This window comes from Glutamicibacter sp. NPDC087344, assembly GCF_044744225.1.
Classification (GTDB): domain Bacteria; phylum Actinomycetota; class Actinomycetes; order Actinomycetales; family Micrococcaceae; genus Glutamicibacter.
Map to the genome: position 1 here is coordinate 64783 of NZ_JBIUXY010000011.1, position 18351 is coordinate 83133.

The 18351-nt window shown below is 61.8% G+C and carries 15 protein-coding genes; 6 read left to right on the forward strand and 9 right to left on the reverse strand.

Translation table 11 applies throughout. The features are described 5' to 3' along the window. Window positions 1-42 precede the first annotated feature (42 nt). The gene (locus ACIOWL_RS17540) at window positions 43-1356 is read right to left on the reverse strand and encodes an ABC transporter substrate-binding protein (RefSeq protein WP_400388019.1); all 1314 of its coding nucleotides are present in this window, start codon (window positions 1354-1356) and stop codon (window positions 43-45) included. A 182-nt stretch (window positions 1357-1538) separates the two neighbouring features. Continuing rightward, complete coding sequence (locus ACIOWL_RS17545) at window positions 1539-2558, reverse strand: LacI family DNA-binding transcriptional regulator (protein ID WP_400388021.1); 1020 nt, start codon at window positions 2556-2558, stop codon at window positions 1539-1541. A gap of 143 nt (window positions 2559-2701) precedes the next feature. On the opposite strand from ACIOWL_RS17545, the gene ACIOWL_RS17550 reads away from it, so the two are divergent. The 5 genes from ACIOWL_RS17550 to ACIOWL_RS17570 are packed head-to-tail and all read left to right on the forward strand — an operon-like array spanning window position 2702 to window position 9298. After that, entirely contained in the window at window positions 2702-3868 is a 1167-nt protein-coding gene (locus ACIOWL_RS17550) for a Gfo/Idh/MocA family protein (protein ID WP_400388024.1), read from the forward strand. After that, window positions 3865-5118, forward strand: a complete 1254-nt coding sequence (locus ACIOWL_RS17555) for a dihydrodipicolinate synthase family protein (protein ID WP_400388026.1) — start codon at window positions 3865-3867, stop codon at window positions 5116-5118. The genes ACIOWL_RS17550 and ACIOWL_RS17555 overlap by 4 nt, the downstream gene beginning before the upstream one ends. Continuing rightward, window positions 5115-6023: a sugar phosphate isomerase/epimerase family protein gene (locus ACIOWL_RS17560; RefSeq protein ID WP_400388029.1), complete on the forward strand. Its 909-nt coding sequence runs from the start codon at window positions 5115-5117 to the stop codon at window positions 6021-6023. Before ACIOWL_RS17555 ends, ACIOWL_RS17560 begins: the two co-directional genes overlap by 4 nt. 33 nt (window positions 6024-6056) lie before the next feature. Beyond that, complete coding sequence (locus tag ACIOWL_RS17565) at window positions 6057-8174, forward strand: DUF6807 family protein (RefSeq protein ID WP_400388032.1); 2118 nt, start codon at window positions 6057-6059, stop codon at window positions 8172-8174. Window positions 8175-8179: 5 nt separating this feature from the next. Next, window positions 8180-9298, forward strand: coding sequence for a M24 family metallopeptidase (locus ACIOWL_RS17570; RefSeq protein ID WP_400388035.1), 1119 nt, complete (start codon window positions 8180-8182; stop codon window positions 9296-9298). An 890-nt stretch (window positions 9299-10188) separates the two neighbouring features. Here the strand turns inward: ACIOWL_RS17570 and ACIOWL_RS17575 are convergent. The 4 genes from ACIOWL_RS17575 to ACIOWL_RS17590 form a co-directional block, all read right to left on the reverse strand. Continuing rightward, window positions 10189-11106 (reverse strand): NAD-dependent epimerase/dehydratase family protein, encoded by a 918-nt coding sequence (locus tag ACIOWL_RS17575; RefSeq protein ID WP_400388037.1) that lies wholly within the window; start codon window positions 11104-11106, stop codon window positions 10189-10191. A 2-nt stretch (window positions 11107-11108) separates the two neighbouring features. Further along, a complete protein-coding gene (locus ACIOWL_RS17580) occupies window positions 11109-12464 on the reverse strand; it encodes a Gfo/Idh/MocA family protein (protein ID WP_400388040.1) in 1356 nt (451 codons plus the stop codon). An 86-nt stretch (window positions 12465-12550) separates the two neighbouring features. Beyond that, window positions 12551-13531 carry a carbohydrate ABC transporter permease gene (locus tag ACIOWL_RS17585; RefSeq protein WP_400388042.1) on the reverse strand — a complete coding sequence of 327 codons (981 nt, stop codon included), beginning with the start codon at window positions 13529-13531 and terminating at the stop codon, window positions 12551-12553. Continuing rightward, window positions 13524-14450, reverse strand: coding sequence for a carbohydrate ABC transporter permease (locus tag ACIOWL_RS17590; RefSeq protein WP_400388045.1), 927 nt, complete (start codon window positions 14448-14450; stop codon window positions 13524-13526). Before ACIOWL_RS17590 ends, ACIOWL_RS17585 begins: the two co-directional genes overlap by 8 nt. Window positions 14451-14724: 274 nt before the next feature. Here ACIOWL_RS17590 and ACIOWL_RS17595 point away from each other — a divergent pair, with 274 nt between their 5' ends. Then, window positions 14725-15936, forward strand: a complete 1212-nt coding sequence (locus tag ACIOWL_RS17595; RefSeq protein WP_400388048.1) for a mandelate racemase/muconate lactonizing enzyme family protein — start codon at window positions 14725-14727, stop codon at window positions 15934-15936. Here ACIOWL_RS17595 and ACIOWL_RS17600 read toward each other — a convergent pair. From ACIOWL_RS17600 to ACIOWL_RS17610, 3 genes are read right to left on the reverse strand one after another with little or no spacing between them, the layout of a single operon-like run. After that, a complete protein-coding gene (locus tag ACIOWL_RS17600; protein WP_400388051.1) occupies window positions 15933-16658 on the reverse strand; it encodes a glycerophosphodiester phosphodiesterase family protein in 726 nt (241 codons plus the stop codon). The two genes, ACIOWL_RS17595 and ACIOWL_RS17600, sit on opposite strands and share 4 nt — an antisense overlap. Then, complete coding sequence (locus ACIOWL_RS17605; protein WP_400388054.1) at window positions 16655-17449, reverse strand: HAD family hydrolase; 795 nt, start codon at window positions 17447-17449, stop codon at window positions 16655-16657. The genes ACIOWL_RS17600 and ACIOWL_RS17605 overlap by 4 nt, the downstream gene beginning before the upstream one ends. Beyond that, entirely contained in the window at window positions 17450-18349 is a 900-nt protein-coding gene (locus ACIOWL_RS17610; RefSeq protein ID WP_400388057.1) for a carbohydrate kinase, read from the reverse strand. Window positions 18350-18351 lie beyond the last annotated feature (2 nt).

Genomic DNA, 18351 nt, shown 5'->3' on the forward strand with positions numbered 1-18351 from the left:
CCTATTCGGTGCGGGCCAGCGGCCGTTGTGCCTCGGGCGAGCCTAGGACACTGCGTTGGTGATTTCCTTGAAGGCGTTTTGCGCGGCGTCATTCACCGACTGCCGGGCGAAAAATACTTCCATTTCGTAGCGGTACAGAATGTCCTGGACCTCACTGAAGCCCATCGGCGGGATGGCCTCGGTTTCGGCCAGCTCCGGTTCCAGGCTGGTCACAAATTCTGCAGAGGTCGCTTCGACGCCCTCCAGGTCCTTGGTCACCAGCTCGCGGATTTCCATGTTGGCAGGAAGGCCGCGGTCCATCTGGTTCAGCTTGCCGGCTTCTTCGGAGTTGACCATGAAGTCAATGAACTTCTTGACCTCTTCCGGGTGCTTGGACTTGGAGTAGCCCGACATCATCATCGAGGACTTGTACCACAGGCCGTTGTCCTCGGCCTTGCCGGTGTTGCTCGGCAGGCGCAGCGGCACCAGGTCGGTTCCGGCTGCAGAGGACAGTGCGCCGAGCTGGTTGCTCCACCACATGCCGAAGGCCGCGGTGCCGGTACCGGTCATCGAACGGTCCGGGCCGGCGTTCTGGTTTTCGGCCAGGACCGAGGCGACCGGGTAGGAGCCTCCGTCAAGCAGGTCCTTGTGGTGCTGGAAATAGCCGGCCAGGTCTTCCGCGGTGAAACCCACTGCCCCGTCGGCGTTGGTCAGGTGCTTGTCGCCCTGACGCAACCAGGTCTGCAGGCCTGCCGGTTCGTTCGGGGCCTCGGCGCCGTACTTGCCGTCGTTTTTCTCGGAAACCGTCGCGGTGATCTCGCGGTAGTCGTCCCAGGTCCAGGTTTTGTCATCCGGCACCTCGATCCCGGCCTCTTTAAGGACTTCCGGGTTGGCGGTGAGGGTGAAGGAGTTGATGCCGGTGGTGATGCCGACCAAACCGTCTTCGGTGGTGCCGTTCTGAATCGAAACTTCCTCGAAGTTCGACACGTCCACCCCGGTCAAATCCAGCAGCGCGCCGCGGTCCGCGTATTCGCGAAGGTATTTGTCATCCATCTGAATGATGTCGGGAGCATCGTTGGAGGCGACCTGCGTGGCCAACTTGTCCCAGTATCCACCCCAGTCGGAGAACTCGCCCTGGACGTCAATGTCCGGGTTGGCCTTCTCGAAGGCCTCGATAATTTCGTTAGTGGCCTGTGCCCGGGAGTCAGATCCCCACCAAGCAAAACGCAGAACCGTCTTACCATCGGCATTCTCGGCCGCATTGCTGCCACCGCAGCCAGTGAGTGCCAGAGCTGCTACGGCGGCGAACGCGACGGCCTTGCTGAGACGTGAACCTGCAACACGACGTACGGTGCCGTGCTTTTTCTGCTGGGACATTGGATTCCTCCTTGGGTCGTCGGGTACCGGCGACAACGATTGTGAGTGAGCTCGGGACCCGCTTCAGTTCCTTTTTTGGAAAGCGCTTCCCCAGTAATCTAAGTGTGACTGTGATCACGAGTCAAGCCCCTTGCAAGAATTTCTTCTGCACACAGTTGGTATCATTCGATACCAAAAAGGCATCAATCGGCGGTGGCGAGTTCTGAGCTACCGCGCATCATCGGAACTCCGGAAACCACCACCAGCTTCGCACCGGAGTGGCTCAACACCATCTCCCCCGCCATGCGGCCGATCTCCTCCAGCGGCAGGCGCGCGGTACTGACCGAGGGGGTCACGTCAACCAGCGTGGGGATGTCGTCGAATCCCACAATCGCGATATCTTCAGGCACCCGCAGACCACGCTCGCGGATTGCATGCAGCGCACCGAGGGCCATCACATCAGAGACGCAGAAAACACAGATCTGACCAGATTCTTTGCGTTTTTCCCGGGCCGTCAGAAAGTCGCTCATGGCAAGGTAGCCGCCCTCCCGGGAGAAGGCTCCGTGCAGCGTCTGCTCCACCGCAATTCCCGTGCGTTCCAGCTTGTCGCTGAACCCCTGGGCGCGGTGCCGCGGCGTCGCCAGCTCCGGGTCTCCGGCCAGGATCGCAAAGCGGCGGTGCCCCAGCCGAACCAGCGCGGACGCCAGGTCCGCGGCGGTTCCGTCGTTGTCGATCTGGATACCGCCGGTCAGCGCCAGCGGCTGGCCGATCATGATGGCCTGGCCCCCGTTGGCCTGGTAGTTCTCAAGCAATTGCTCGAGCTGCTGGTCCCCCTCCAGGAGGCGCGAGCCGGAAAGAATGATTGCATCGGTGCGTTGGGACATAAAAGCGCGAATCGTTTCCAGTTCGCGTTCATGGTCGGATCCAACGCTGGCAAGCAGCAATTGAATTCCGCTTTCCCCTAGTCCCCGCTGAACTCCACGCGCGATAGACGAGAAATACGGGTCGGCGATATCCCGCACGATCAACCCGATCAGCTTGGTTGAGGAACGGGCAAGCGCTTGCGCTTGGGCATTGGGAAAATACCCGAGTTTCTCAGCCGCCTGGCGCACCTTCAGCGAGATTTCCTCGGCCGGTTTTCGCGCAGACCCATTGAGCACTCGGGACGCCGTTGCCAATGAAACACCGGCCTCGTTAGCCACATCCGTTAGTCGAATCGCCATCTGAAATCCTTCACATCCACTACAACCCGACTCAAGCCTAACTTCTGCTGGCGTGATGGTTGACACTCTAATTCTGCATCACTATCGTGGAAAGCGCATTCCCATAATTTTTCTCATCAGCACAGACCACAAAGGAACACCCCATGACAGAAAACCGAGTCCTACGCATTGCCATGAATGGCATCACCGGCCGCATGGGTTACCGACAGCACCTGTTGCGCTCGATCCTCCCGATCCGGGACCAGGGCGGCATCACCCTTGCCGACGGGTCCAAGCTCACCGTCGAGCCGATCCTCATTGGGCGCAATGAAGCCAAACTCAAAGAGCTTGCCGCGCTGCACAACGTCGAGCACTACACCACCGACCTTGAGTCGATGATCAACGATCCAAGTGTGGACATTGTTTTCGACGCCTCCATGACATCCCTGCGGTACGACACCCTGTCCAAGGCCATCGCCGCCGGAAAACACGTGTTCACCGAGAAACCCACCGCGGAAACCCTGACCGAAGCCGTCGCCCTGGCTCGCCAGGCCAAGGACGCCGGCATTACCGCCGGCGTGGTTCACGACAAGCTGTACCTGCCCGGGCTGGTGAAACTGCGCCGGTTGGTCGACGAAGGGTTTTTCGGCCGCATCCTCTCGCTGCGCGGCGAGTTCGGTTACTGGGTTTTCGAGGGCGAGATCCAAGAAGCCCAGCGCCCCTCCTGGAATTACCGCCTGGCCGACGGCGGCTCGATGACCACCGACATGTACTGCCACTGGAACTACGTGCTGGAAGGCATCATCGGCAAGGTCAAGTCGGTCACCTCCACCACCGCCACCCACATCCCCACCCGCTGGGATGAGCAAGGCCAGGCCTATGAGGCCACGGCAGATGATGCCGCCTATGGAATCTTCGAACTCGAGACCCCCGCCGGGGATCCGGTGATCGGCCAGATCAACTCCTCGTGGGCGGTGCGTGTCTACCGTGATGAACTTGTTGAATTCCAGGTGGACGGAACCCATGGGTCCGCCGTGGCCGGGTTGAACAAATGTGTGGCCCAGCAGCGCGCCCACACCCCCAAGCCGGTCTGGAACCCGGATCTTCCGGTCACCGAATCCTTCCGCGAACAGTGGCAGGAAGTTCCGGCCAACACCGACCTGGACAACGGCTTCAAGTTGCAGTGGGAAGAATTCCTGGCCGACGTGGCCGCCGGACAGGAACACCGTTTTGGCCTGCTGTCCGCGGCCCGCGGTGTGCAGCTGGCCGAGCTCGGCCTGCGTTCAGCGGCCGAACGCCGCACCCTGGACATCCCGGAGATCACCCTATGAGCCAGCTAGCCTACCCGCAGATCCTGCTCCCCAACGAGCACGGCGAATTGTTCACCTACCAGCTCAAGGGTCCAGGAGAATTCCAGCGCCCCAGCGCACCGATCCAAACCCGCAAGGTCTACGCCGCGGCTCATGTTATTCCGGTGATGGACGCGGACAACACCCCCGGCGCACCGGCGAGTGTGGACTGGGAAGCCACCTTGGCCTACCGCCACGAACTGTGGTCCTACGGTCTGGGTGTGGCCGATGCCATGGACACCGCCCAGCGCGGCATGGGTCTTGACTACGCGGCAACCTGCGAACTGATCAACCGGTCCGCCGCGCAAGCCGCCGCGGTGGTCGCAGAGAACCGCTACCCCGCGGTGGCCGGCCGCACCGTGCGCGATTTAATCGCCTGCGGCGTGGGAACCGACCAGCTGGACCCAGCCCAGGTGAACCCCGGAGACCTGCAGCAGGTCACCGACGCCTACCTGGAAATGCTCCGACTGGTTGAGGCATCCGGAGCCAAATCGATCCTGATGTGCTCGCGTGCGCTGGTTAAAGCGGCCAGCAGCGCGGCGGACTACCTGCAGGTGTACTCAACCCTGCTCGAAGCGGCCAACGAGCCGGTCATCTTGCACTGGCTGGGCGAAATGTTCGACCCGGCGCTCTCCGGCTACTGGGGAGACACCGACCTGCAAGCGGCCACCGCAACCTTCGAACAGCTGCTGCAGACCCATGCCCAGAAGATCGACGGGGTCAAGGTCTCCTTGTTGGATGCCGAGCATGAAAAACGCCTCCGCGCCAGCCTTCCGGCCGGAGTCCGCCTGTATACCGGGGACGACTTCAACTACCCGGAACTGATCGACGGCGACGGCCAGCTGTACTCGGACGCGCTGTTGGGCATCTTCGCCGCGATCTACCCCGCCGCGTCCGCCGCCCTGCAGGCATTCGACGCCGGCGAGCAGCACCGCGGGCGCGCCACCCTCGATTCCACCCGGGACCTGGGTCTGCATATCTTTTCCGCGCCGACCTTCTACTACAAAACCGGGATCGCGTTCCTGTCCTGGCTCAACGGACACCAGCGCGGATTCCAGATGGTTGGCGGGCTGCACGCCGGAAGGTCGTTGCCTCACCTGGTACGCACCTTTGTGCTAGCCGATTCGGCAGGCCTGCTGCTGCGCCCCGAGCTGGCGGCCGAACGAATGCATCAGCTGCTTGCCGTCAACGGGATCACCTCCCCCGTTTCCACCCTGACAGGAGTCTCATGAGTTTCGAGCTGGCACTAAATACCGGAACCACCCCCAACCTGGACCTGGCTGCAGCCGTTGAAGCCGCCGCAACCGCCGGCTTGAGCCACATCGGCCCGTGGCGCCACCTGATTGAACAGGCCGGCGGACCTGAAAAGGCCGCGCAGATCATCAGCTCCGGCGGACTGCAGGCCAGCACCCTGTGCCGCGGCGGGTTCCTCACCTCGAATTCGCCCGAGGGCCAACGCGCGGCGTTGGAATCCAACCGCCGCGCCATCGAAGAAGCCGCGATCATCGGCGCGAACGAGCTGATCATGGTGGTTGGCGGCCTTCCGGCCGCGGCCCACATCCTGGGCGGCGAAGGGGAGAAGACGGACAAGGACATCGTGGCCGCCCGCGACCGGGTGGCCCGGGCGCTTGGCGAGCTGGTGCCCTACGCGTTGGAGCACGGGGTGCGGCTGGTACTCGAAGCCCTGCACCCAATGTATGCGGTGGACCGGGCGGTGCTTTCAACCCTGGGCCAGGCACTGGATTTGGCCACCCCGTACCCCACCGCCGCCGTGGGTGTGGTGGTGGATACCTTCCACGTTTTCTGGGATCCACAGCTGCAGACCCAGATCCAGCGTGCAGGGCTTGAGGGGCGGCTGGCCAGTTACCAGATCTGCGACTTCAATCTTCCAATTGCCGCCGATGCCTTGCAGTCCCGAGGCATGATGGGTGATGGATACGTAGATTTCGCCACGATCTCCCGCTGGGTCTCCGCCGCGGGTTACCGTGGTCCGGTGGAGGTTGAGATCTTTAACCAGGAAATCAATTCCCAGGATGCCGCGCTCACCCTGGCGCAGATGAACCAGCGCTACGGTTCGCTGGTGCTGCCGCACCTGCAGCAGGCGGCCGGCATGGTTCCGGCGCACGCCACGAACTAGGTTCACGCACCACACGGTTACCAAAGGAGAGAGATGACACAGCAAACCACCGCTTCGGGCACGAGCACCGGCGCACCTTCTACGCCCCAGGCCGTGCCCGCGGTGGTGCTGGTTGGGCTCAACGGCTTCGGCCGCCAGCACCTGATGAACATCGAACGTTTGGTCGCCGAAGAGAAAATCACCTTCCTGGCCGGGGTGGATCCGCAAGACCCGGGCCCGGAGATCCGCGGGGAACGCAGCACCATCTTTTCCTCCTGGGACGACTTTGAGAATTCGGGGCTTCACCCCGACATCGTCATTATTTCCACCCCCATCAACACCCATGCGCCACTCGCGTTGCGAGCCTTGGAAACCGGCGCTGATCTCTACCTGGAGAAACCGCCAACGGCCACACTGGCCCAGTATGAAGAACTGCTGGACGCCGCACAAGCTTGCGGCGCCCGGGTGCAGGTGGGATTCCAGGCCCTGGGCTCGCAGGCCCTGGCCGCGATCGATGATTTTTTTGCCAACGACGCACTGGATTCACCCATCGGAAAACTGCGGGCCGTCGGCGCCAACGGCACCTGGGTGCGCACCACCGGCTACTACGACCGGGCCGTCTGGGCCGGGCACCGGGTGCTGGACGGGGTGGACGTGGCCGACGGGGTGATCACCAACCCGCTGGCCCACGCGGTGGCCAGCGCCCTGCATATTGCCGGCGCCCGCAGCGCCGAGCAGGTGGCGGAGCTATCCACCGAGCTGTATCACGCGCACCGTATCGAAGCCGATGACACCTCGATCGTTCAGCTGCGCACCACCGCCGGAATTGAGTTGACCGCCGCACTGACCGTCTGCGCCGAGGAACAAACCGATCCCTGGATCACCATCTATGGGACCGAAGGCACCGCGATCTTGTATTACACCCGCGATGAACTGGTCATCCGGCCCAATCCGGATCTCGGCGGTGTGGAAAGCCGGAAGGTCTACGGCCGGGTCAACCTGCTGGAGAACCTGGTTGACGTCCGTCGCGGCGCTGCCAGCGAGCTGCTCAGCTCGCTGAAATCCGCCGGAGCGTTCATGCGGGTGCTGGAGCAGGTCCGCACCGCCCCCGAACCAGCTCAAATTCCGGAGCAGTCCATCATCCCGGTGGGTTCCGGTGCAGATTTTCACCCGGTGATCCCCGACATTGATGAATTTATCCGCCGCGCGGTGGCCGCGCAGAGCGGGTTCTCCTCCCTCGGTGCGCCATGGGCCGCGCCCGCGGCGCGCAGCGGCCAGCTGGCCCTGGCGCATCCTGAAGGCCAAACGATCGAGGTGGCCGCGCTGCGCACCGGTGCGGACATCGCCACCACCAACTCCCCGCGCCCATTCCTCGATTCCCTGCGCACCTTGAACGGCGTGGTGCTCAGCGACCAGCAACCGCTGGACCACACCTGGCATTTGGGTGTCGGTGTGGCGCTCCAGGATGTTAGTGGCACCAACTTTTGGGGTGGGCGAACCTACACCCGGGACGCCGGACGCTACATCTGGCGCCGGGATCATGGAGCGATCCGGACAGTTTCCAACGAGTTCAGCCGCGATGGCGCCGCGGTGCTTTCACTGAACGAATGGGTTGACCAGCACGGCGTGGTGCTACTCGATGAGCAACGCCAGGTGAGGGCCGAAGTTTTCAGTGATGAGAGCACCGGGCGCCAGGGGTGGGCCCTTGATTTCGAGTTCAGCCTGATCGCACGCTTGCAGGATCTTTCTTTGGGATCCCCGGGGTCCAACGGCCGCGAACGCGGCGGCTACGGAGGATTTTTCTGGCGCCTGCCGAAGCTGGGCGACGCGAAGATCTACACCCGCCAAACCCAGGGCGAGGAACAGTCCCACGGAAGTGTCAGCGACTGGCTGGCGTTCAGCGCGGACTTCCGCGCACCCAGCGTCGGATTATCCCAACGCGCTGAGGGGCACGGCGAGGCAACACTCGTTTTCTGCTCGCAAGACAACGATCCCTGGTTTGTCCGCTGCGCCGGATACCCCGGTGTCGGCGCCTCGTTGGCCTGGGACGCCGCGGTGCGTGCCGAACCGGGCAAACCGGTGTCGCGTCGGGTGCGGGTGCTGATCATCGACGGAATTCTTTCCGCCGCAGAAAGTGAAATTCTCGCCGAAAACATCGGCCGTAGCAGCTAGGACACATGATGCCGGGAACCGCACTACAGACCGAGCACGCAGTGAAACATGCCCGTCTGATGCAGGTGGTGCATGACCTCGGCGGCGACGCCGTGGTGCTCTCCACCCCCGCCTCGCTATCTTGGTATCTGGGCGGGGCGCGGACCCACGTCTCGTTGGCGGGCGCTCCCATTGCCAGGGTTGTTGTTCACGCCGCTGGGTGCGATATCGCCACGTCAATCAGTGAGGCCGGAAGGCTCTGTAGCGAGGAACTCACGGGCTTGGACTCCGCGCGCCTGCATGTCCTTGACTGGCATGCTTCGCTGGATGAGATTTCCGCGTGGTTCACGGCGCCCGAAGGTTTCACGGTGCTCGACGAAACGAGCCTTGAACCGCAATTGCGGGCCCTGCGGACACGGTTGTGTCCAGCGGAAATTCAGCGGTACCGGCAACTATGCGCCGACACGGCCCGGGTTTTCACCGATGTGCTGAGCCGGGCCCGCGCCTCGGACAGCGAGCACCTGCTGGCCTCCAAACTTGTCGCGGGGGCCACCGCCCAGGGCGGCGAGGTAGTGGTCGCATTGGTCAGCGGCGAATCACGGGCCGCTCACCGGCATCCGCTGCCGACGGACGCTAGCCTGGGGCGCCGTGCCATGGCGGTGTTGTGTGTGCGCCGGCACGGGCTAATCGCCAACGTCACCCGCTGGATCCGTTTTGGCGCCCCGCTTCCCGGCGAGGAGCAGGGTGATGCGGACATCTTGGCCGTTGAAGCCGATATCCTGGCCGGGATCACCCTCGGCTCAACCCTTGGGTCGTTGCTTCCAACAGTTCAGCAGGCCTACCCCGACCACGGTTTCGATTCACAGGAGTGGAGCAACCACCATCAGGGCGGCCTGGCCGGCTACAACGGACGCGACCCGCGCCTGAGCCCAGGCGCGCCAGATGTGTTCCAGCAAGATCAGGCCTTCGCCTTTAATCCCAGTGCCGTCAGAGACTCACTGACATACAAGGTGGAGGACACCATGCTGTTAACCCACGATGGCGAGCACCAACGTATCGAGGTCCTCAGCGTGGATCCCCGCTGGCCCAGCGTGAACATCAATGGGCTGCCCCGCCCGCAGGTACTTCAGCTTCCAGGTGACTAAGTGCCAAGCCTTTGCCACGAGCTGGCCGGTTCGGCCGCGTGCCAGAAGGCAAAGTTGGCTTCCTGATTTTGTTGTTAAATCCCCGTATGTGGAACCACTAGTCCACGTACCCGGTCATCAGCGCTCATGAATGGTTCCATTTCTTGGACCTCTTTTTCCAGCAGCAAAAAATCAGAAGCAACATATCGAACTTACGCTCTTGGTACGAAGTCGATCTACGAGTTCAGGAAGTTGAAGGGTGTGAAGGCTCTAGGGCAAAATACACCAAGGTGGACAACGGAAAGCACCTCGGGGACCATGACCGTTTATTCGCCAGTTGTTGGATTCGGCATCAAGAAATAAGGAACGCAATTGAGCACTTACACAAGGTTGTTCCAACTTCTCGGGTGGGTCATCGCGACGCTTTCAACGGTGCTTGGAATCTTTTTCGTTTCAACGAAGGATGCCATCGCATGGGAACCGCAGCAAGGTTCAGCGGAAGTATTCACCTCGCGAGTGGTTTCTTTGGAACCCGTAGGCCTCGTGCTCCTAGCAGTCGGCATCCTTTCAGTTGTAGCGTTATGCATCACGGAGACTCTTCGTAAGCGCTAATTTGGGGGATCCGATTCATAAGCACGCGCTTGTGAAGTTCTTGATTTCCATGCGTCGTGGTGAACGAAAATGAGTGCGTCTCATTGCGTTTTCGCACGTATGCGGTCAAACCCCGCACGGGCGGAGAATTCCCCCACGATGATTTTTAACTCCGCGGTGAGGCCCAGCTGCTTCACCAGGGAAGATACCTGGCACACCCGCTAACCGCGGACGGCTTCACCGATCTAAGAAGTATGGCGCCCTCACCGTTGAATCGAAGAGGGCGCCATACTTATATTTCAGTAGCGGAATATTTTGTTTCAGCTCAGTGCCGGGGCCAGTTCCGTGCGCCAGCTGCGTTGCGGTTCCCAGCCAAGAACCTCGCGAGCCTTCTGGATGCTGAAGGCCGGGCTGGTTCCGGTCAGCGTGGTGGCTACTTCGGCCAATTCCGGGTAGATCCGCGGAATCAGTTCACTGAGCGGTTCGGTGGCCATGGCGTCTGCCGCACCCACAAAAAACACCGACCCGTTCTCAACCCGGTCAAACCGTTCAAGCAGGAGCTGCAGAAAATCTGCCACGTCACGGGCGTCGACATAGTTGAACAGCGCCGGGGCCGACAGGCTGGGATCGGCGAGCCGTTCGGCGACGGTGTGCCCCTGCTGGGTGGGAGCCCCGGACCATTCCTCCGGCGCAATCACGTAACAGGGACGGAAGGAAGCGAACTTCACCGGGCTGTCCGGACCCATTTTTGCGGCGAACATCGCCGCAACCTGCTCCGCAACATACTTGGACAGGCCGTAGGCATGCCATGGGCGTGGTGGCTCGTTCTCATCCAGCGGAAGCTTGGACGGTTTCCAGCCACCCGGGGAACCGTAACCCATGATCGAAGGGCTGGAGGCAAGAACCACCTTGCTCGCTCCGGACTGCACGGCCGCCGAGGTGACGTTGTGGGCAATGGTGGAATTGGTGTGCAGCAATACTTCCTCGGGGGCCATAAAGGGGACCGCCATGGCCGCCAGGGACACCACCGCATCGGCGCCAATCTGCTCAAAAACCTCATGGGTCCGTGCGGCATCCATCAAATCGATGCTCCGGTACTCCACCCCGGCCACCGGGTCCTCGGGGACGCCTCGGTCAAGGCACACCACGTCATGTCCGGCCGCGGCAAAACCGGAGACCACCGCACGCCCCAATCGTCCTGCACCACCGGTGATGATGACCTTCGTCTTCACCGCCATGCTTAGATCCCCGCCGTGGCACGCAGTGAAAGATCCACCTCAAGACCGGCGTTGTCGACCTCGATGGCCTGCCCGGTGCGCAGCGACTGATTGCCGCAGATGCCGATGGCGATGGCTCGGACCCCGTCGATGAATCCCGCCTGGCGGGCGTAGCGGTCGGCCTGGGAGCCGCGGAATAGTTCCGCCAGCAACAGTTTGTCGCCCCCGCCGTGCGAACCTTCCCCGTTGATGATTGGAATTTCGGTGGCCTCGCCCCAGTGGCGCTGGACGACCAGGCGTTCGCCTTTGGCCCGGGTGCGGGTGTCCTGCCCGTCATCGGAGAAGGACGGATCCACCGGAGAGCCTCCGGCCGCTGGGAGCACCGCTGCGCGTTCAACCACATCCAGCTCCAGACGGCCCTCGGTGCCGTTAACGGCCACCCGGTAGCCTTCCCACGGGCTGTGGGCGTTCAGCGAGTAGGAGAGCACCGGTCCCCCGGCGTATTGCACGGTGAGCGCCAGGTTGTCCTCGATGGTGATCTCTCCGCTGAAAACTCCCTGGTCGCGGCGGTACCCGTCAAGATGTTCATTCTTCAGGTACAGCTTCTCCAGGCGTTCATCGCTGCGCAGGTCAAGGTCGAAGGGCTCGGTGGCGCTGTGTTCATTGGTGCCACGCTCACTGGCGTTTTGTCCCCGTTCCTCAGCATTCTGCGCGCCGTAGAACTTCAGCCCGCCAGCGGCATAAACGCTGTGCGGGGTATCGGAAAGCCACCAGTTGACCAGGTCGAAATGGTGGCTGGATTTATGCACCAGCAGGCCACCGGAGTTCTCCTTGATCCGGTGCCAGCGCCGGAAGTAGTCGGCTCCGTGCACGGTATCCAGTACCCAGCTGAAATCGATCGAGGTGACCTCGCCGATCAGCCCTTCATCAATCGCCTGCTTGAGTGCCGTGTTGCGCGGCGAATACCGGTAGTTGAAGGTCACGATGATTTCACGCCCGGAACGTTCAACCGCCTGAGCGATCAGCGCGGTGCTGGCGGCATCCACGGTCAGCGGTTTTTCAACAATTACATCCGCTCCAGCGTCAAGTGAGGTGCAGACCAGCTCGGCGTGGGTATAGTCGGGGCTGGTGATGATCACCCGGTCGATCTTGTTGGCGGCAATAAACTCGGCCAAATCCTTCGGATCAAAAGACTCAACGTGCTCACCGAAGGTCTGCTCCACTACGTCCTGGTAGTACTCAATTCGCCCTGGGTTGGTATCGGCCAATGCCACTAATTCGGCGACGTCGTGATGCTCCCCGAGCATGGCGGTCAGGTACATTTCGCAGCGGTTCCCGGTACCGATCAATACATAACGGGTTCGGTTGGCGGTGCTCATCAAAGTTGCTCCTTCAAATTTCGGGTGTAGTGTTCGGCGACAAACTAAGGGGCCCGCTGCTTGCGCTTCGGACCCCTTGGCGGTTTCTACTTCAGGCCTGTGGTGGCGATTCCCTTGACCAGGTATTTCTGGCCGAAGAGGAAGGCCAAGAACACCGGAACCAGTGTCACGATCGACATGGCAAACAAGGCGCCCCAGTTTGATTCACCGGTCGAGTCGATAAACGCGTTTAGTGCGACCTGTACGGTGTAGTTGCTCGGGTTGGTCAGGTAGATCAGCGAGGTGAAGAAGTCGCTCCAGGTCCAGATGAACGTGAAGATGGCGGTGGTAGCCAGCGCCGGAACCATCAGCGGAAGGATCACCTGGAGGAAGATTCGCGGGTGGCCGGCGCCGTCGATGCGTGCGGCCTCGTCCATGTCCTTAGGAATGCCGCGGATGAACTGGATCATCAGGAAGATGAAGAAGCCATCGGTAGCCAGCAGTTTCGGAACGATGATTGGCCAGAAGGTATTCACCCAGCCGATCTGCGAGAACATGATGTACTGCGGCACTATAATCACGTGGATCGGCAGCATGATGGTCATCAGCATCAGCACGAACATGATCTTCTTGAAGCGGAACTCAAGTCGGGCGAAGGCGTAGGCGGCCATCGAGCAGGACACCAGGTTGCCGATGATGCAGCCGGCCACCAAAATGAACGAGTTCAGCAGATACTTGGTGAACGGTTCCGACAGGGCGTTCCAGCCGTTGGGGTAGTTGCTCCAGTCGACCTCGGAGATGACCAGTCCGGCCTCGCGGAAAATCAAGTCATTGGGGCGAAGCGAGCTGGCGACCATCCACAACAGCGGGTAGATCATGATCGCGGCGGCGATGATCAGCAGCGCATGCTTGATGATTGAACGCACCGGGCTGCCGCTTCTGGCCTTGTAACCCTTGACCTTTTTGCCCCGGTTATCCGTTCCGCCCTCCGGCGTTGCGCCCGAGAGCAGCTTCTTTTCATCCAGCGAATCGGTCGGTTCGGATGTGTTGTGCAAATCCTTGCGCGAAACTGAAGTCTGATTAGTCATCGTAGAACACCCAATACTTAGAGGCGAAGAAGTTCACTGCGGTAAAGGCGCCGACGATCAGCACCAGGAGCCAGGCCATGGCCGAGGCGTAACCCATATCAAATTGTTTGAAACCCTGCTGGTAGAGATACAGCGTGAAGAACATCGTGGAGTCCGCCGGTCCACCGGAACCGTTGGAGACGATAAACGCTTGGGTGAAGTTCTGGAATGCACCGATGATCTGAAGCACCAGGTTGAAGAAGATGATGGGACTGAGGATCGGCAGCGTAATGCTGCGGAACTGGCGCCATTTGCTGGCCCCGTCGATCGAGGCGGCCTCGTAATACATGGCGGGCACCTGGCGCAGGCCGGCCAGGAAGATCACCATCGGGGAACCGAAGGTCCACACGTGCAACAGGATCAGGCTGGCCAGCGACGTGCTTGGGTCGGAAATCCAGCCGATGCCTTCGATACCGAAATTCGCCAAAACCTGGTTGACCAGACCGGTGGTGCCGAAGATCTGCTTCCACAACACTGCCACGGCAACCGAGGAGCCGAGCATGGAGGGCAAGTAGAAAACCGAGCGGTAGAACGACAGGCCTCGCATGCCGCGGTCCAAGAGGATCGCCACACCCAGCGCCGCCGCCAACTGCAGCGGAACACCGATCAGCACGTAGGTGAAGGTCACCCGCAATGAGTTGTGCAGCCGCTGGTCCTCAAGCATCCGCTGGATGTTTTCAAATCCGGTGAATTCCGGCGACTGCAACAGGTTGTAGTCGGTGAAGGAGAGATAGAGGGACATGGCCATCGGTCCCAGGGTGATGAGAAAAAGGCCGACAGTCCATGGGATCAGGAAAATATGGGCAGCCTTGTTGTCCTTGGGCGGGATCTTTTTGCCCTTGGTCTTGTTCAGACTCTGTAGTTCGGCAATGGCACTCATGCTTTACTACCCCCTTTCGGCGGAACCTGATGTTCCCATCGAGTTTGGACAGACATGGCTGACTCCTTGATTCAGTGCTTCGGAAACTGTGTGTTGGATCAAAACCTTGGAATGCGCTTTCCAACTTCCATTCCATAACGCTAAACTAAAGAGCAACGTGAGGTCAACCACATTTGAAAAATGTTGTTTGAGTGATCAGTATTCCACCGTTTCCACGCCCCCACTCGGCCTTCGCGAAGATCCGCGCGCACCCCATGATGAATGGACTAGAAATATGTCTTCACAAGTCATAGACGATATTGATGATTCGATAACCTCGGTTGAGCTCTTTATAGTGTCCCTGCCGTTTGATGCTGCGCGCCGTGAGGCCAAGCATTCCAAAGACGAATCGATCGATTCCTATAACGCATCATCACGCACTTTCACGCACATGCAGTCCCTGCTCGTGAAGGTGAACACCGCAGACGGATTTTCCGGCTGGGGCGAAGGATTCGGGCACAAGTCCAACCCGGCCACGTGGGCTGCCCTGGAAGAAGTGGTGGCCCCGTTTTTTCTCGGGCGCAGTTCGGTGCCGGAGCAGATCATGCCCGAGGCAGAGTACGCATTCCATGCATTCGGGCGAACCGGTCCAGTGCACTATGCGCTCTCCGCCATGGACATTGCCTTGTGGGATGTGGCTGCGCAGCGCGCCGGAAAAACCCTGAGGGAATTCATTTCCCCGCAGGCACGCGATGAGATCAGCGCCTACGCCTCACTGGTGCACTACGCGGAGGATCCCGGGGAGGTCGCCTTTCACCTGACACGGGCGGCGCAGCAGGGGTTTAACGCCTTCAAATTACATGAGTCAACGGCACCAGCCATTGCGGCGGCCCGCGAGGCCGTGGGGTCGCGCCCGCTGATGGTCGACGTGAACTGCAAATGGACCACCGAGCAGGCCACCAGAGCCTTGGCCCAACTCGAAGAGCTGTCCTTGCTGTGGATCGAAGAACCTGTTTTCCCGCCGGATGATTCGCAGGCGCTGCGCGAACTGAACACACGGTTCGGCAATGTCTCCGGGGGCGAAAACCACTCGGGGCTTCAGGGGCTGCTGCAGGACATCCGCTCGGGGGCACTGGCCTTCGCCCAACCCAGCATCGGAAAAATTGGCGGCATCAGCGCCATGCTCCAGCTGCGCAAGGCCACCAAGGACATCGACACCCACGTGGTTCCGCACTGTTTTTACTACGGGCCGGCGCTTTTGGCCACCGCACAGATCATTGCCCTGGATCCTGAACTCCCGCTCCCGGATGGGCAAACCCGTCCCGAACTAGAGGTTCCCTTCCTCCGGTGGCCCGAGGTGCTGCATCCCTGGCATGCGCCGCACCAGGGCCTCATGGATGAAACGGGCCGCCTCCCGCTGCCCACACAGGCCGGGCTGGGATTCGACCCGGACCTCGACGTCCTGCATCGCCACCTGGACAAACACGTGGTGTTGACCGCCGGCTAAGCCTGCGAACCCAGCACCTTCACCAGCAGCGGCGCGTTATCACTCATGATGGCATCAACCCCGCGCTCCATCAGCAAACGCATTCTCGGCTCATCATCGATCACCCAGACATGGACCTGGGCCCCGGCGCGCTGCACCGCCCGGATGAAACGCCGCGTTGCCACCGGGAGGAAACCTTGTTTCAGCGGGACCTGCACGGCCCAGAAATTGTGGATCAGCCGGCGCGGAACCCAACCGAACAGGTGGGCGCACAGCCAAATCAGCACCATTTCGCGTTGCCCCGGCGAGCGCCTGATGGGCGCGGAGAGCAGGTTGGCGACCGCCGTGGTGCGGGCGGTTGCAAAGGCGGCCAAGGCAATCTGCCGGTGCGCCGCGCGTCGTTCAATCAGTTCGGCCAGCGGGCCGATCACCCGTTCATCCTTCACATCCACATTCACCAGTGCGTGCGGGAAAGCATCCAGCAGCTCATCCAGGGTGCACAAGGGCTCGTCCCCCGCACGGACCGCGGCCAGCTGGGTGTCGGAAAAGGTGCTGAATTCGCCCGTGGCGTCGGTGACTCGGTCCAGGGTTTCGTCGTGGAACAGGTACACCGTGCCATCCGCGGAGGCGTGCACATCGGATTCCAGGTGGGTGATTCCCAGATCCACCGCTCGCTGGAAGGCGATCAGGGTGTTCTCTTCGAGCCCGGTCCGCACCCCGCGGTGGGTGAACGCGTAGGTCATGACAGCAAGTTTTCGATCACCTGGGCCACACCGTCTTCATCCAGGGCCGGGGCGATGTTCCGGGCGGAGGCGCGGGCCAACGGGTGGCCCGACGCCATGGCATATCCGTGCCCGGCGAACTGCAGCATCTGGATGTCGTTGGGCATATCCCCGAAGGCCATCACCTCGTGCGCGCTGATACCCAACCGGTCGCAGTATTCGTTCAGGGTGTTGGCCTTGTGGATATCCACGTGGGCCATCTCCAACAGCGACACGTCGAAGGCCGAATGGGTCACCGAAAGCAGGTTTCCCAACTCCGGGGCAACGGCCGCGTAGAACTCGTCCATGGGCATCCACGGGGAGCGCGCCAAAAACTTGACGATGCCTTCCGCGTCGATCTCATCGCTGTCCAGATCCAGCGGGGCTTGGATCCCGAAGTTGTGGTGGCGGTCGGCGAATCCCTCCCCGAGGTGCAGCCCCTTGGTGGTCTCGGCGGCGAACTTGGCCTGGGGTTCGTGCCTCAGGATGATGCCCGCCGCCTGCCGGGCGGTTTTCATGGGCAGGGTGCGCGACCAGATCACCTGGTCGTGCTCCAGGTCGTAGAGCAGCGCGCCGTTGGAGCAGATCACGGTTCCCAGATCCCCGAAGGCTTCAATCACCGGGGTCAGCCACCTGAAGGGACGGCCGGTGACAAAAACTATCTGGATCCCGGCCTCCCGGGCGGCCAAGAATGCCTGCCGGGTGCGGTCGCTGATCGAACCGTCGTGGTGAACGATGGTCCCATCAAGGTCCGAGGCAATCAGCTTGATCATTTACAGCTCCTCGCGCCGTGGCGGATTGGCGCCGGCCCGCTGAACCGTCACCGAGGCGGCTCGGGAGGCGAAGTCCAGCGCGCGGGCCAGTTCATCAACCTGCAGGTCCGCCAGCTTGCCGCGGTTGGCGGCGCCCAGCGTGCCGTGTTCGGCCAGCCAGCACAGCAGCGCCGCGGTGAAGGTGTCTCCGGCTCCCACGGTGTCGGTGACTTCCACCGCCGTTGCCACGTGCGCGACGTCCCCGGCGCGCACCACACCCCAGGAACCGCGCGAGCCGGAGGTCGCCACGATCAGGGCGGGTCCCAGCTGCAGCCAGGCGCGGGCCGAGTCCTGCACCGAACGCAGCGGGTAAAGCCACTTCAGGTCGATCCCGGAAACGCGGACCACGTCTGCCTGGGCAACAAATCGTTCAACCTGGGTGACGGTCTGCGCGTGGCTGGAGACCAGCGAGGGGCGCAGGTTCGGGTCGTAGCTGATGGTTGCGTGGTGCCGGGCGCGGGCCAGCAGGGGCAGAAGTTCGTCGGGGCTGAACAGCGTGGCGATGGAGCCGGTGTGCACCAGTTCGGTGTCCTGCGGCAGTTCCGAGCCGATTCTCGGCATCTGCCAATAGGCGTTGAAGGTGAAGCTCGCCCCGCCGGCGGGATCCAGGATGCCGTGGCCCAGCACGGTTGGCTCGCTGTCCTTGCCGCCGATGTATCGCACGTCGTTGCCGGCCAGGTAGGACTCGATCTTCCGGCCGTTGTCGTCGTCCCCCCACCGTGAAATGAGGGTTCCCGGGTAACCGAGCCGGGCGAGGGATACCGCCACGTTCAGCGGGCTGCCGCCCACAAATTCCTGCGCTGGGGCGATGCCTGAGGCCAGCACATCGACGAGGGCTTCGCCGATGACGGTCGGGTTCATGT